This is a genomic window from Marinilabilia salmonicolor (assembly GCF_003003035.1).
GTDB lineage: Bacteria > Bacteroidota > Bacteroidia > Bacteroidales > Marinilabiliaceae > Marinilabilia > Marinilabilia salmonicolor_A.
In genome coordinates this window covers 76877-91175 of record NZ_PVTS01000017.1, presented here as the reverse complement: position 1 = coordinate 91175, position 14299 = coordinate 76877, and the positions used below count along the sequence as shown (strand labels likewise).

The 14299-nt window shown below is 42.6% G+C and carries 11 protein-coding genes; 4 read left to right on the top strand and 7 right to left on the bottom strand.

All coding sequences use genetic code 11. The features are described from left to right. Positions 1-40: 40 nt before the first annotated feature. From BY457_RS15360 to BY457_RS15335, 6 genes are read right to left on the bottom strand one after another with little or no spacing between them, the layout of a single operon-like run. Positions 41-1798: a phospho-sugar mutase gene (locus tag BY457_RS15360; RefSeq protein ID WP_106154215.1), complete on the bottom strand. Its 1758-nt coding sequence runs from the start codon at positions 1796-1798 to the stop codon at positions 41-43. Positions 1799-1837: 39 nt separating this feature from the next. After that, positions 1838-2734, bottom strand: a complete 897-nt coding sequence (gene rfbD / locus BY457_RS15355) for a dTDP-4-dehydrorhamnose reductase (protein ID WP_106154214.1) — start codon at positions 2732-2734, stop codon at positions 1838-1840. An 8-nt stretch (positions 2735-2742) separates the two neighbouring features. Continuing rightward, complete coding sequence (gene rfbC / locus BY457_RS15350) at positions 2743-3303, bottom strand: dTDP-4-dehydrorhamnose 3,5-epimerase (RefSeq protein WP_106154213.1); 561 nt, start codon at positions 3301-3303, stop codon at positions 2743-2745. Between the two features lie 8 nt (positions 3304-3311). Further along, a complete protein-coding gene (rfbA, locus tag BY457_RS15345; protein ID WP_106154212.1) occupies positions 3312-4214 on the bottom strand; it encodes a glucose-1-phosphate thymidylyltransferase RfbA in 903 nt (300 codons plus the stop codon). Positions 4215-4263: 49 nt separating this feature from the next. Next, positions 4264-5214 carry a UDP-glucuronic acid decarboxylase family protein gene (locus BY457_RS15340; protein ID WP_106154211.1) on the bottom strand — a complete coding sequence of 317 codons (951 nt, stop codon included), beginning with the start codon at positions 5212-5214 and terminating at the stop codon, positions 4264-4266. 6 nt (positions 5215-5220) lie between these two features. Further along, on the bottom strand, positions 5221-6552 hold the full coding sequence (locus BY457_RS15335) for a UDP-glucose dehydrogenase family protein (protein WP_106154210.1): 1332 nt from the start codon (positions 6550-6552) through the stop codon (positions 5221-5223). Between the two features lie 1037 nt (positions 6553-7589). Here BY457_RS15335 and rpsA point away from each other — a divergent pair. From rpsA to BY457_RS15320, 3 genes are read left to right on the top strand one after another with little or no spacing between them, the layout of a single operon-like run. Further along, entirely contained in the window at positions 7590-9488 is a 1899-nt protein-coding gene (rpsA, locus tag BY457_RS15330) for a 30S ribosomal protein S1 (protein ID WP_106154209.1), read from the top strand. A gap of 26 nt (positions 9489-9514) precedes the next feature. Continuing rightward, positions 9515-9871 (top strand): STAS domain-containing protein, encoded by a 357-nt coding sequence (locus tag BY457_RS15325; RefSeq protein ID WP_106154208.1) that lies wholly within the window; start codon positions 9515-9517, stop codon positions 9869-9871. An 8-nt stretch (positions 9872-9879) separates the two neighbouring features. Beyond that, positions 9880-10791 carry a ribonuclease Z gene (locus BY457_RS15320; RefSeq protein WP_106154207.1) on the top strand — a complete coding sequence of 304 codons (912 nt, stop codon included), beginning with the start codon at positions 9880-9882 and terminating at the stop codon, positions 10789-10791. 139 nt (positions 10792-10930) lie between these two features. Here the strand turns inward: BY457_RS15320 and BY457_RS15315 are convergent, their stop codons facing one another. Continuing rightward, on the bottom strand, positions 10931-12535 hold the full coding sequence (locus BY457_RS15315) for an alpha-N-arabinofuranosidase (protein WP_106154206.1): 1605 nt from the start codon (positions 12533-12535) through the stop codon (positions 10931-10933). A gap of 225 nt (positions 12536-12760) precedes the next feature. Here BY457_RS15315 and guaA point away from each other — a divergent pair, with 225 nt between their 5' ends. After that, a complete protein-coding gene (gene guaA, locus BY457_RS15310; protein WP_106154205.1) occupies positions 12761-14290 on the top strand; it encodes a glutamine-hydrolyzing GMP synthase in 1530 nt (509 codons plus the stop codon). Positions 14291-14299: the final 9 nt, after the last annotated feature.

The window sequence follows — 14299 nt, the reverse complement described above, 5'->3', positions numbered from 1 at the left end:
CTGCCGGAAGCAAAACCCTTTTTCAAAATTAACTTTTCCACTATTCGCCCACTTCCATGTCGGTCATGATGCTGTCGATCTTTTTTAGTGCTTTGGCCGATACAGAGTTAAACTCTTCCCGGTTGTTCATATTGTCTCTTACTTCAAAATAGAACTTTATTTTTGGTTCTGTTCCCGATGGACGAACAGATACTTTTGATCCATCTTCGGTAAAGAACTGAAGTACATTTGAGGTGGTCGGTTTGTCGGTAATGTCAGTGGTTTCGCCTGAAATAAGATCTTTGGTTTTCAGCGTCAGGTAATCTTTCACATGGCTGACTTTTGATCCGCCAAGCATTGCAGGAGGGGTCTCACGGAATTTTTTCATCAGAGCTTCAATCTCTTCTGCACCGCTTTTGCCTTTACGCACAATGTATTTCATTTTCTCTTGCGAGAACCCGTTTTCAATGTAGATATCCTTCAACAGGTCATAAACCGATTTGTTTTGGTCTTTGGCCCAGGCAGCAATCTCGCCAATCATCACAATGGAACCTACGGAGTCTTTGTCACGGACATAATCTCCCGGCATAAAACCATAGCTTTCTTCTCCTCCGCAAATGTATTTTTTGATGCCCTCGTTTTCGCGAATCACCCCTGCAATCCATTTAAAACCTGTATAAGTGTCGAAGCATTCCACACCGGCTTTGTCGGCAATGGTTTTAATTAATTCGGATGTCACAATGGTTTTTACGGTGAACTCTTTTCCGGTAAGCATACCTTTTTCTTTCCACTGATTCAGCATGTACCAGGTGAGCAGGATTGCTGTCTGGTTGCCGTTTACCAATACGAACTCGCCTTTTTCGTCACGCACGGCAATTCCCAGGCGGTCACCATCAGGGTCGGTGGCAATAACGATGTCGGCGTTGGTCTCTTCTGCTTTATTAATGGCCATTTCCAGGGCAGCGGGTTCTTCCGGATTGGGCGATATTACAGTCGGAAAATCTCCGCTTACAACATCTTGTTCGGGAACGTGAATCACGTTTCTGAAGCCCATTCTTTCCAGGGCTGCAGGTACCATTTTTACTGTGGTTCCATGGATAGGACTGAATACAATTTTCATGTCCTTTTGCCTTTGTACCACATCGGGGTTAAAAGAGAGCGCAGTTACCTCCTGAAGGAATTTTTCGTCCATTGCAGCTCCCAGTGTTTCAATCAACTCGTCGTTTCCGTCGAATTTGATGTCTGCCACATCGGTGATGCTTTGCACCTCATTGATGATGTTTTTATCGTGTGGTCCAAGAATCTGTGCACCGTCTTCCCAATAAGCTTTGTAGCCGTTGTACTCTTTTGGGTTATGAGAGGCGGTAAGGATAATGCCGCTCTGACATTTGAGTTCCCTGATGGCATAGGAGATTTCCGGCGTTGGTCTCAGGTCTTCGAATATAAAAGCCCGGATACCGTTTGCAGAGAAGATATTGGCTGCTGTCTCGGCAAAATAGCGGCTGTTGTTTCTGCAGTCATATCCAATTACCACTTTTATTTCGGGAAGACTGCTGAACTCCTTCTTTAGATAGTTGGCCAGTCCCTGTGTGGCAGTTCCCACCGTGTACCGATTCATCCGGTTGCTGCCAATGCCCATTACTCCGCGCAATCCACCGGTTCCAAACTCAAGATCTTTATAAAAAGCATCAATCAATTCGGAGGGATCGTCCGCATCAAGCATCCTTTTTACAGTGGCTTTTGTTTCATCATCATATTTTCCGTTAAGCCATTGGTTGGCTTTTTCAATAACCTGAGCAGGGATATTTTCTTTAGTCATAGTAGTATTTTTTGATTGATTTTGGGATTTATTATGCTTTTAATTCGGGAATTCGCCAGTGGTTGCATCATCCAGTTTTTTGATACATTTTCTCAGACTATCCTGCCAATGTGGAATTTCTATATCAAAGGTCTGTTTGATTTTGGACTTGTCCATCACCGAAAAGGAGGGTCTGGGAGCTGCTGTGGGAAACTGGTCCGACTCAACAGGAAGCACGTTGCAGGAGATTCCTGTTTCATGAAAAATGGCTTTGGTAAAATCGTACCAACTGCATACTCCCTCATTGGAAAAATGGTAAACCCCGGGAGTGAATTGTTTTTCGCCCTTAATAACCTTTTCTATGATTGAAAGAATGGTATTCGCCAGGTCATCGGCCAGGGTAGGGGTGCCCACCTGATCGAAAACCACATTCAGAGAGTCCCGTTCTTTTCCCAGTTGCAACATGGTTTTTAAAAAATTCTTGCCATAAACCGAATAGAGCCATGAGGTTCTGATTATAATACTTTGGGGTTGCTGTCGAAGCACATCCTCTTCTCCCTGAAGTTTTGATTTGCCATAAACAGAGTCTGGAGTTTTGGAATCTTCCGGTTTAAGAGGTCGTGAGTGTGTTCCTCCAAAGACATAATCGGTTGAAATGTGAACGAAATGGGCTCCCATTCGTGCTGCTTCAGCAGCCAGTTCACCGGGGGCTTCGGCATTTAATCTCCAGGCCGCGACAGCGTCTGTTTCAGCCCTGTCCACTGCCGTATATGCGGTGCAATTGATGATGAAATCGAATGTTTTGGTTTTAAAATAGTTCCTGATGGCGGATGAGTCCATCAAGTCCAGCGTGTCAACGGTGGTGTGGGAAAATTCACCCCATTTAATCTTGTCCGATTGTTCCGTTAATGTACTTCCAAGTTGACCTTCGCCTCCTATGATGAGTATTTTCTTCATAAAATCTTTTAGTGTCTGAATATAAAGTTGCGTTCGGCTTCCTTAAATGAAGGGAGTGCCTGATCTTTTCCCGATACGATGGCTTCTTCTTCCGGTATTTGCCAGTCGATATTTAGCTCGCTATCGTTGAAGTTGATGCCTCTTTCGGCTTCCCGGTTGTAAAAACGATCACACTTGTAGTGAAACAGCACCTCCTCGCTCAATACGGAGAACCCGTGTGCAAAACCGGAGGGAATAAAAAACTGACGCCGGTTTTTTTCAGATAGTTCGATGGCATAATGTTCACCGAAAGTGGGCGAGCCCTGTCGCAGGTCCACCGCTACATCAAGGACTGTTCCTTTAAGTACCTGGATGAGTTTTGCCTGTGAGTAGGGTGCAAGTTGATAATGGAGACCCCTGATTACACCACGTACCGATGAGGAAATGTTGTCCTGTACAAATCGGGTGTCCAATCCTGCTTCTGTATATCTTTCCTGATTGTACGACTCAAAAAAATAACCCCTCTGATCTTCGAAAACGTTGGGTTCAATGATTAGCAAGCCGGGAATTTTTGTTTGCAATATCTGCATATACTTTATTATAATTGTTTTTGAATGGTTTTCAGGTTCTGATCAGCAATTTTAATCAGGTATTGTCCGTATTCATTCTTTTTTAGTGGTTCCGCCAGCTTTAACAGTTGCTCGCGGGTAATGTACTCCCTTTTATAGGCAATCTCTTCGATACAGGCAACTTTTAACCCCTGCCGGTTTTCAATGGTGGCTATAAAATTTGAGGCTTGCAGTAAGCTGTCGTGTGTTCCGGTGTCGAGCCATGCCATGCCGCGTCCCAAAAGTTTTGTTTTGAGCCTGTTTTCTTTCAGGTAAAGCTTATTCAGATCGGTAATTTCCAATTCTCCTCTGGCGCTTGGCTTTAGGTTTTTAGCTTTTTTAACCACATCAGGAGGATAAAAATAAAGCCCCGTAACTGCATAATTTGATTTGGGCTGATTGGGCTTCTCCTCAATACTGAGCACTTTACCATGGTCGTCAAATTCAGCGACTCCGTATCGTTCCGGGTCATTAACGTAATATCCGAAAATAAAGGCATTGTCTTCCCCGGGAGATACTTCGTTCAGAATCCGGCTGAATTCATATCCGTAGAAAATATTGTCGCCCAAAATCAGACTGACGGGAGAATCTCCGATAAATTCTTCTCCAATGATGAATGCCTGTGCAAGTCCGTCAGGGGATGGTTGTTCGGCATATTCAATTTTTAATCCCCACTGGCTGCCATCGGCAAATAATCGCTTGTACAACGGCAGGTCGTGAGGGGTTGAGATAATCAGTATTTCCCGTATGCCGGCAAGCATTAAAACCGACAAGGGGTAATAAATCATGGGTTTATCGTAAACCGGAATGATTTGTTTAGAAATACTTTGGGTGGCCGGATACAATCTGGTTCCTGAACCTCCTGCCAGAATGATTCCTTTGTAATTCGACATGGTGTGGTTCTTTTTTAGTCGTATATCCAATTTATGAATTGGATATACTTCATGAATTGGATATACTTAATAAATCATCAAAATATTCAATGGTTTTTGAAAGTCCTTTTCTAAGCTGAATTCTTGGTTCCCAGTTGTTGAGTTCCTTTTGAGCCAGAGAGATGTCCGGCTTTCTCTGTGTCGGATCATCTTCAGGCAGTGGCTTATGAATAATTTTGGATTTAGAACCTGTCAGATCCAGGATTTCTTTAGCCAGTTCAAGCATCGAAAACTCATTGGGGTTTCCGATGTTTACGGGCCCGTGAAAACCATTTCTTGATTCCATCATGCGTTGCATCCCATCGATGAGGTCGTCCACATATTGAAAGCTGCGGGTCTGACTGCCATCTCCAAAAATAGTGATGTCATCCCCTTTGAGGGCCTGAACGATGAAATTGGATACTACACGGCCATCATTGGGGTTCATCCTTGGGCCGTAGGTGTTAAATATGCGGATAATCTTGATGTCAACTCCGTTTTGTCTGTGGTAGTTGAGAAAAAGACTTTCCGCACATCGTTTCCCTTCATCGTAGCATGAACGAATCCCGATCGGGTTTACATTTCCCCAATAATCTTCGGTTTGCGGATGAATGAGCGGATCTCCATATACCTCGCTTGTGGAGGCCTGCAAAACTCTGGCTTTAATCCTTTTGGCCAATCCAAGCATATTGATGGCCCCCATTACCGATGTTTTAATGGTTTTGATGGGGTTGTACTGATAGTGGATGGGAGAAGCCGGACAAGCCAGATTGTAAATTTCGTCCACTTCAACAAAATAAGGGTGCGTCACGTCGTGACGCACCATTTCGAAGTAGTGATTATCCATCAGGTGGTGGATGTTTTGTTTGGCCCCTGTGAAAAAGTTATCCAGACAAATGACATCATGCCCCTGTTCAATGAGTTTGTCGCACAAATGCGACCCGATGAAACCGGCACCTCCGGTTACAAGAATTCGTTTCATAGATATCTATTTAACCTCCTTTTGAGATCGGCCAATGCCAAAATAATCAAATCCGTTTTCATTCATTTCATTCATGTCGTAGATATTCCGACCGTCGAAAACCACCTTGTGATTCATCAGTTTTGACATTACTTTATAATTGGGTATTCTGAATTCAGGCCATTCGGTAAGCAGCAGAAGGGCGTCGGCATCAATCAATACATCATAAGGATCCTGTCCGTAAGTAATTGAATCCTCAACCTCTTTTTTTGCCTCATCCATAGCCACGGGATCATAGGCCTTTATTTTAGCACCTGCCTCCACCAACTCTTTTATGATGACCTTTGAAGGAGCTTCCCTCATGTCGTCGGTGTTGGGTTTAAAACTCAGCCCCCAAAGTGCGATTGTCTTCCCTTTTATATCGTTGTTGAAGTAGTTTTTTACTTTGGCTGCCATTATTTTTTTCTGGTCTTCGTTGACGTTTTCAACGGCTTCCAGCAATCGTAAAGGATAATTGTAGGAATTGGCGGTACGGATAATTGCTTTTACATCTTTGGGGAAACAGCTTCCTCCGTAACCAATGCCCGGGTAAATAAATTTGTTTCCGATACGGCTGTCGCTTCCGATTCCTTTGCGTACCATATTTACATCAGCACCCACCAACTCGCACAAATTGGCAATGTCGTTCATGAAACTGATCTTTGTGGCCAGCATGGAGTTGGCAGCATATTTGGTGAGCTCTGCCGAGGGAATATCCATGAAAAGGATAGGATGATTGTTGAGCAGAAATGGCTTGTAGAGTCTGCGTATAACTTTTTCGGCATCTTCCGAATCGGTTCCTACGACAATGCGGTCGGGCTTCAGAAAGTCGTCGATGGCATTTCCTTCTTTCAGGAATTCGGGGTTGGAGGCCACATAAAAAGGAATGTCAGCGTTGCGTTTATCCAGTTCCGCTTTTACAGCAGCTCTTACTTTTTTCGAAGTACCAATGGGAACAGTGCTTTTGGTTACTACAACAATGCTTTGCGTCATGTGCCTTCCAATTTCTGAGGCAACAGCTAAAACATAACTTAAATCGGCACTTCCATCTTCTCCCGGAGGTGTTCCCACTGCAATAAAGATAACCTCTGCCTGATCCAGACTTTCTTTCAGATTGGTTGAAAAATGCAATCTGCCTTTTTCAACATTATTTTTGATCATGGTTTCCAGTCCGGGCTCATAGATTGGAACAATACCTTTTTTCAGGTTGTTGATTTTTTTCTCATCAATATCCACACAGGTTACATTCACGCCTGTGTCGGCAAAACAAGTTCCGGTAACCAGGCCTACGTAGCCTGTTCCTACAATAGATATCTTCATAATTGGTTTTTAATTTATTGCTTCAGTTTTCAAAAATAGAAAAAATATTTCGGTGAAACCGCATGAAACCCTGTTTTCTCATATCAGCCGGGAGCTGCCAAAATTAAAGCACCGGGCCTGAAATGTAAATTATAACCTGGTTTTTTGACTTCGTCGATTTTCAACTTACAACTTATTATAAATGAGTCTGTCTATAAACCAAGCGTTTTTCATGTGTTTGAACTAGAAAGTTCAAATTCAAGGCATGTGAAAAATCTATACCGCAGTCCCGAAGTAGCTTTTGTAAGGTTTTTAAACAAAAAACCAACAAAAAGCACAATCGGGATGAGGATCTAGATTTTGAGCAACAACGCATAGGTTGGATTTTATATACAAACACTTATAAATTATAAACGAATGAAACGAGCATGGCAACGATAGCCTCAAAAGAGAATGTAAACAATCAACCATGCGAGTTCCATCAGACCAATAACTTAATTTATATATATATTCTGATGAAACGAACATGGCAACGATTGCCACAAGAGAATATGTATAAATTCCTACATGCGAGTTCCATCCGACCTTGAAAAATAAATTTTATACGGATGAAATATACAAAAATGTCCGAATTATTGCATGACTATTTGACGTAAGTCGTGATTCTTGACATTGTGCCCGGAATCCTTTAAATTACAGATAAAAAGAGCATAGAACTTTGCTTGTTTTTTCGGCTTTGCCGCTTTGTTTACAAAGAAACCAGCTACTACCTGCCTCGGTTCATCGGGGAAAGAGTATGTATAAAAGGATTGCGGGTTTCATTCGACTATAATAAGTAAATTCTATACGGATGAATTGATTTAGCACAATTGTCAAGGGTTTTGATCCTTTTCTGTGACAGCTTTAAACAATATAACAGTTGGGAATAGTGGACTATTTTCAAGTTAGTTAGCAAATAAAATTGAGTGATTGTTCTTGTTTTGTTGGAAAAGTTCCTATTTTTGCACCGATTTTTATCAATATAATGTCTAACTAATAGATTTTGCGAGGTTTAATTAATGGCAGAATTAGAAAATGAAAACTTGCAGGAGCAGACCAATGCTACTCCTGAAGTAAACGAAAAAGTTGAGGACAAGAAGCCTCAGGTTGAAACTGTTGAAACAGCGGATGCTGACTTTGACTGGGACAAGTACGAAAACGGTGATTTGGTTGAAGAAGCCAAAGGTTCTGAAAAAGAAGAACTGGAAAAGCTTTATGACAAAACTTTGTCAACCATTACCGAAAAAGAAGTTATTGAAGGAACCGTTATCGCGATGAATAAGCGCGAGGTTGTTATCAACATTGGTTTCAAATCTGATGGTATTGTTAGTCGCAACGAGTTTCGTTACAATCCCGACCTTAAGGTAGGAGACCAGGTTGAGGTTTATGTGGAAAGTCAGGAAGACAAAAAAGGTCAGCTGGTTCTTTCACACAAAAAGGCTCGTGCTCTTCGTTCCTGGGATCGTGTTAACGAAGCCCTCGAAAAAGATGAGGTTATCAAGGGATACATTAAATGTCGTACCAAAGGCGGTATGATTGTGGACGTATTCGGCATTGAGGCTTTCCTTCCGGGTTCACAAATTGATGTGAAACCTATTCGTGACTACGATATGTACGTGGGTAAAACCATGGAATTCAAAGTGGTTAAAATTAACCCTGAATTCAAAAACGTTGTTGTTTCACACAAAGCGCTTATTGAGGCTGAGCTGGAACAGCAGAAAAAAGAAATTATCTCCAAACTGGAGAAAGGTCAGGTACTGGAAGGTACTGTCAAAAACATTACTTCTTATGGTGTATTTATCGACCTGGGTGGTGTTGACGGACTTATTCACATTACAGATCTTTCATGGGGACGTGTTTCGCATCCCGAAGAAATTGTTCAGCTTGACCAGAAACTGAACGTGGTTATTCTCGACTTTGATGACGAGAAAAAACGTATCGCTCTCGGACTTAAGCAGCTTACTGCTCACCCTTGGGATTCTCTGAATACCGAGCTTAAAGTTGGTGATATAGTGAAAGGAAAAGTGGTTGTGATGGCCGACTATGGTGCATTTGTTGAAATTGCTCCCGGTGTTGAAGGTCTTATCCACGTTTCTGAGATGTCATGGTCACAGCACTTGCGCAGCGCTCAGGACTTCCTGAAAGTTGGCGACGAGGTGGAAGCTCAGATTCTTACTCTGGATCGCGAAGAGCGTAAGATGTCACTGGGTATGAAACAGCTCAAGCCAGATCCGTGGGATAACATCGAAGAGAAATATCCTGTTGAAAGCAAACACAAAGCAAAAGTCAGGAATTTTACTAACTTTGGTGTGTTCGTTGAAATCGAAGAAGGTATTGATGGTTTGATTCATATTTCAGACCTGTCATGGACCAAGAAAGTGAAGCACCCGGCTGAATTTACCACTGTTGGTGAAGACATCGAGGTGGTTGTACTTGACATCGACAAAGAAAACCGTCGTCTGAGCCTTGGTCATAAGCAACTTGAAGAGAACCCATGGGATGTGTTTGAAACCATCTTTACTGTGGATTCAATTCATGAAGGAACCATCGTTGATGTATTCGACAAAGGTGCAGTTATTGCTTTACCTTACGGTGTTGAAGGTTTTGCCACTCCCCGTCACCTTGTAAAAGAGGATGGAAGTCAGGCCAAAGCAGATGAGAAATTGCAATTCAAAGTGATTGAGTTTAATAAAGGTGCCAAGCGCATTATTTTGTCTCACTCACGCGTTTTTGAAGATGAAAAACGTTCAGAAGAGCAGACTGCTAAGAAAACTCAGGCCAAAACAGCCAAAAAAGGAGTGAAGAAACTCAAGGACAGTCTGGAAAAAACCACACTGGGTGACATTTCAGAACTTGCTGCTTTGAAAAATCAAATGGAAGCAGACGAGAGTGGTTCTAAAGACAAAAAAGAAGAATAGTCATATTTTTAAGGGGGCGATAATATATGGACTTTAAAATTGATAAAATTGATGATTTCATGGTGGTGAAGGTGTTGAAAGAAAAACTTGACACCAATGTAGCACCTAATCTTAAATCAGAAATTGTTTTACTATCCGGCAACGGTGAGAAAAACATTTTGCTCGATTTAAGTAAATGTAATTATTGCGATTCATCAGGATTAAGTTCCATATTAGTCGCCAACCGGTTGTGTAAAAATGCTGATGGTGCGTTTGTGATTTGTGGCTTGCAGCCTGCCGTTGAAAGGCTTATTGCAGTGTCACAACTGGACACAGTCTTAAACATTGCTCCGGATACCGATGCAGGTATTCAGATGATGAGACAATCCATCGGTAAAAAATAGTTGTGCTTATGGGAATTTCTGTCACCATTCTTGGCAGTAACTCAGCACTTCCCACATCCGAACGAAATCCAACCGCCCAGGTGCTCAATGCATCGGGGCGGTTTTTTTTGATTGATTGTGGAGAGGGTACGCAGATGCAGTTACGTCGAAACAGAGTACATTTTGGGAAAATAGACCATGTGTTTATTTCTCATTTGCATGGGGATCATGTGTTTGGATTGCCCGGTTTGATTTCTTCTTTTGGGCTGTTGGGACGAACCAATGACTTGCATATTCACGGAGTGGCTGATTTGGAGATGGTCCTTCGTCCGGTAATTGATTATTTCAGTCGCGAACTACCGTTCAAAGTTGTTTTTCATCACATTAATCCTCTTGAGAAGGAACTTATTTATGAGGATGCTGCACTTGAAGTCGCTACTTTCCCTGTGGAGCATCGGATTCCGACAGTTGGTTTTCTTTTTAGGGAGAAGCCCAAAGAGCGTAAGATAAATAAGCAGATGTGTGACTTTTACGAGGTGCCGTTGCGTGTTTTGCCCAAATTGAAAAAGGGAGAGGATTTTATCCCGGACAGCGGGGGGCATGTGCCAAATACTAAGTTGACCCTGCCTGCTCCTCCATCAGTGTCTTATGCTTTTTGTACCGACACAAGACCGCTGCCATCAGTGGTTGAAGTTGTTAAAGGGGTGGATATGCTTTATCATGAGGCCACTTTTATGTCGGATCAGGAAGGACTGGCATATAAAACATTTCACAGTACAGCCCGCCAGGCTGCAAAGGTTGCGCTGCAGGCAGGAGTGAAGAAACTATTGATCGGCCATTTCTCCTCCCGATACAAAGATTTGTCTCCCTTACTTTCTGAGGCCAGAGAGGTTTTTCCGGATACTGAAATTGCCACCGAAGGGGTCACTTTTGAGATTTGATTGATTTGTTGAACCGTTTCGCCTTCTCATGGTTGGCGGTTCATTGTTCTCCTGAGGCAATGATCGCCAAGATCTTTTTATAATATAACGGGAATCTGCAACTATGCGGATTCCCGTTTTTTATTATGGAAGGAGACAATTACAGTTTTATCTTTCCTTTGATAATTGTAAGGGAGTGGGGCGGAAATGCATAAGTAACAGATTTTCCTTTAGCCTTAACACTTTCCAGTTTTTTGGTTGCTACATTGGTCTCACCGAAATCATTCTTTGCTTTGATGTCGGGGCCGTTTACTTCAAAGATTTCCAGTGATCCTGTAAACTCACCTGTTTGTGCAATCAGATCGGTGGTGATGGCTTTATCTTTGTGACGGTTTACAACAGCAATGGTTACTTCATCATCCTTATAGGTTGCCGATACATCAAGGTAGGGTACATCTGTCTGCTTAGTGGTTGTTTCTCCAAGACCCAGAAAAAATTCTTCTGTGTCATAAGTTTCACAATCAACAAACAAATTCAGGGATGTTCCGTGCATATTGTTGGCAAACAATGCCAGCGGATAGTAAATGGTTTGTTTAAACATGTCGTCTTTGCTGGTGAAGATGGGGCCGATAACATTGACCAATTGTGCCATATTTGCCATTTTCACAACATCAGCATTTCTGATAAAAGCATTGAGCATACCTGAAATTACCAGAGCATCCTCCAGATTGTAATGTTCTTCCAGGGCACGATCACCCACCATGTTGGCGCCTGATCTGGCGCGGTACCATACATTATACTCATCCCATGCAATGTAAATAGGATCTTCCGTATGGTCACGGCGTAGTGTTCTTTGCATGACTTCATTGATCATTCCTTTGACAATTTTTGTACGCTCTTCAATGACCAGAGGGGTGGACATAAAATTGTAATAGTTGTCATCCGGATTGCCGACATAGATATGTAAGGCAATATAATCAATGTAATCTTTCAGCTCTTCAAGTATGGTCCTGTTCCATTCATCCGGATTGGCGTCGGGGCGGTAGTTGGATGATCCGGCTGCGATTAACTTAATGTCGGGAGAGGTCAGTCGCATAAGTTTGCCTGCCTCACGTGCTTTTTTGGAGTAATCAATGGCATTCAGATGCCCCATTTGCCAGTAACCGTCCATTTCGTTGCCCAGGCTCCAGTATTTTATATTATGGGGCTCCGGATATCCGTGTTTCTTCCTTAGTTCGGCATAGTAAGGACCTTCTTTAACATTGGTGTACTCCACCCATTGTTGGGCTTCTTTAATGGTTCCGGTTCCCAGATTAACCGCAAAATAGGGCTCTGTGCCCAGCATTTTTGCGTATGTCATAAATTCATTGGTTCCTACTTCGTTGGTTTCAAGACGTTGCCATGCCAGCTCCAGGCGTTTGGGACGGTCAGGGCCTACTCCGTCTTTCCAGTTATAGTTTGATACAAAGTTACCTCCGGGATAGCGCAGTAACGATATGTTAAGGCCTTTGGCAGCTTCCAGCACATCCTTGCGAAAACCATTTTCATCAGCATGCGGACTGTCGGGGTCGTAAATACCTCCGTAAACACATCGTCCCAAATGCTCCACGAAATTGCCGTAGATGTTTTTGTTTACCTCACCAATGGTACGTTCCACGTCAATTTTTATTCGCGCATTTTCTGCATTCTGTGCGCTTCCGGGTAAAAAAGCCGCAAATGCCAGAAGGGCAACCAAAATGCTTTTAAACAGATAACGTTCTTTCATAGTGATATTGTTTTTTTGTAATAAATGATTTTTAACAAATTTAAGTTTCCTTTCACCTCCTGTGGAGGACAATCAGATATTTGAGGTAGATGTATGTTTTGACTTTGTTCTTTTATTTGATTTATATGGAACGATCAGGCAGGTATGATTTAAAAAGAACGGAAAATACCGACATTCTCCTTATATTTGTCGTGATTTTTTTTAATCCCATAACACTCAATCTTCATGCAGGAAAAAATTCTTATCCTGGACTTTGGCTCTCAATATACTCAGTTGATTGCCCGACGTGTCCGTGAACTCAATGTCTATTGTGAAATACATCCCTTTAATAACTTTCCGGAGTTGGATGTAACTGTAAAAGGTGTGATTCTTTCGGGAAGTCCCTCCAGTGTGAGGGATCAGAATGCTCCTGTACCCGATTTGAGTAAAATAAAGGGGCAATTACCTTTATTGGGGGTTTGCTACGGAGCTCAGTTTATGGCTCAAAACTATGGTGGACTCGTGGAAGCTTCCGATACCCGGGAATATGGTCGGGCCAATTTGAAATTTATCGATTCTGATAATGAGTTGTTTCGGGAAATTGAAAAAGGCTCTCAGGTGTGGATGTCTCATGGAGATACCATCATGAAGCTTCCTGGAAATTTTAAAATTGTGGCAAGCACCGGCGATGTTGAGGTGGCCGGCTATAAGGTTGAAAATGAGAAGACATTTGGCATCCAGTTTCACCCGGAAGTTTATCACACCACCCAGGGTCTCCAGATATTGAGCAACTTTGTTGTTGATGTATGTGGTTGCAGGCAGGACTGGACTCCGGCCTCCTTTGTGGAGGAGACGGTGCAGGCTTTGCAGGATCAACTTGGAGATGACAGGGTTGTTTTAGGATTGTCGGGCGGAGTTGACAGCTCAGTAGCGGCTATGTTGCTTCATAAGGCCATTGGGAAAAATCTTACCTGTATCTTTGTTGACAATGGTCTTTTAAGAAAGTATGAGTACGAGAATGTACTTGATTCATACAAGCACATGGGGCTTAATGTTATTGGAGTTGATGCGAAAGATCTCTTTTTGGGTCAATTGAATGGCGTATCGGAACCTGAACAGAAACGCAAAATTATTGGCCGTGTATTTATTGAGGTTTTCGATGCTGAAGCTAAAAAAATTACCGGTGTGAAATGGCTGGCTCAGGGAACCATTTACCCTGACGTGATTGAATCGGTATCGGTCAACGGTCCTTCGGCAACCATTAAGTCTCATCACAATGTAGGCGGATTGCCCGAAAAGATGAACCTGAAAGTTGTTGAGCCCCTTAAATTGCTCTTTAAAGATGAGGTACGAAGAGTGGGTAACGAAATGAAAATATCTCCCACTATTCTGGGGCGTCATCCATTCCCCGGACCGGGTCTGTCCATCCGTATTCTTGGAGAGATTACTCCCGAAAAAGTAGCGCTCCTTCAGGATGTGGATCATATTTTTATAGAGGGGCTTCGTTCACATAATTTGTACGATCAGGTTTGGCAGGCCGGTGCCATGTTGCTTCCCGTTCAGTCGGTGGGCGTAATGGGTGATGAGAGAACTTATGAAAGTGTGGTTGCTTTGAGAGCAGTTGCTTCCACTGATGGTATGACGGCCGATTGGGTACACCTTCCGTATGAATTTCTGGGACGTATTTCCAATGAAATAATTAACCGTGTCAAAGGAGTTAACCGTGTGGTTTACGATATCAGTTCAAAACCACCTGCGACCATTGAATGGGAATAAAAATATTTT

Coding starts and splice junctions, on each gene's coding strand:
- BY457_RS15335 (WP_106154210.1), bottom strand. CDS start 6,552: ATGAAGATATCTATTGTAGGAACAGGCTACGTAGGCCTGGTTACCGGA.
- BY457_RS15315 (WP_106154206.1), bottom strand. CDS start 12,535: ATGAAAGAACGTTATCTGTTTAAAAGCATTTTGGTTGCCCTTCTGGCA.
- BY457_RS15320 (WP_106154207.1), top strand. CDS start 9,880: ATGGGAATTTCTGTCACCATTCTTGGCAGTAACTCAGCACTTCCCACA.
- rfbA (WP_106154212.1), bottom strand. CDS start 4,214: ATGTCGAATTACAAAGGAATCATTCTGGCAGGAGGTTCAGGAACCAGA.
- BY457_RS15360 (WP_106154215.1), bottom strand. CDS start 1,798: ATGACTAAAGAAAATATCCCTGCTCAGGTTATTGAAAAAGCCAACCAA.
- rpsA (WP_106154209.1), top strand. CDS start 7,590: ATGGCAGAATTAGAAAATGAAAACTTGCAGGAGCAGACCAATGCTACT.
- BY457_RS15325 (WP_106154208.1), top strand. CDS start 9,515: ATGGACTTTAAAATTGATAAAATTGATGATTTCATGGTGGTGAAGGTG.
- guaA (WP_106154205.1), top strand. CDS start 12,761: ATGCAGGAAAAAATTCTTATCCTGGACTTTGGCTCTCAATATACTCAG.
- rfbD (WP_106154214.1), bottom strand. CDS start 2,734: ATGAAGAAAATACTCATCATAGGAGGCGAAGGTCAACTTGGAAGTACA.
- BY457_RS15340 (WP_106154211.1), bottom strand. CDS start 5,214: ATGAAACGAATTCTTGTAACCGGAGGTGCCGGTTTCATCGGGTCGCAT.
- rfbC (WP_106154213.1), bottom strand. CDS start 3,303: ATGCAGATATTGCAAACAAAAATTCCCGGCTTGCTAATCATTGAACCC.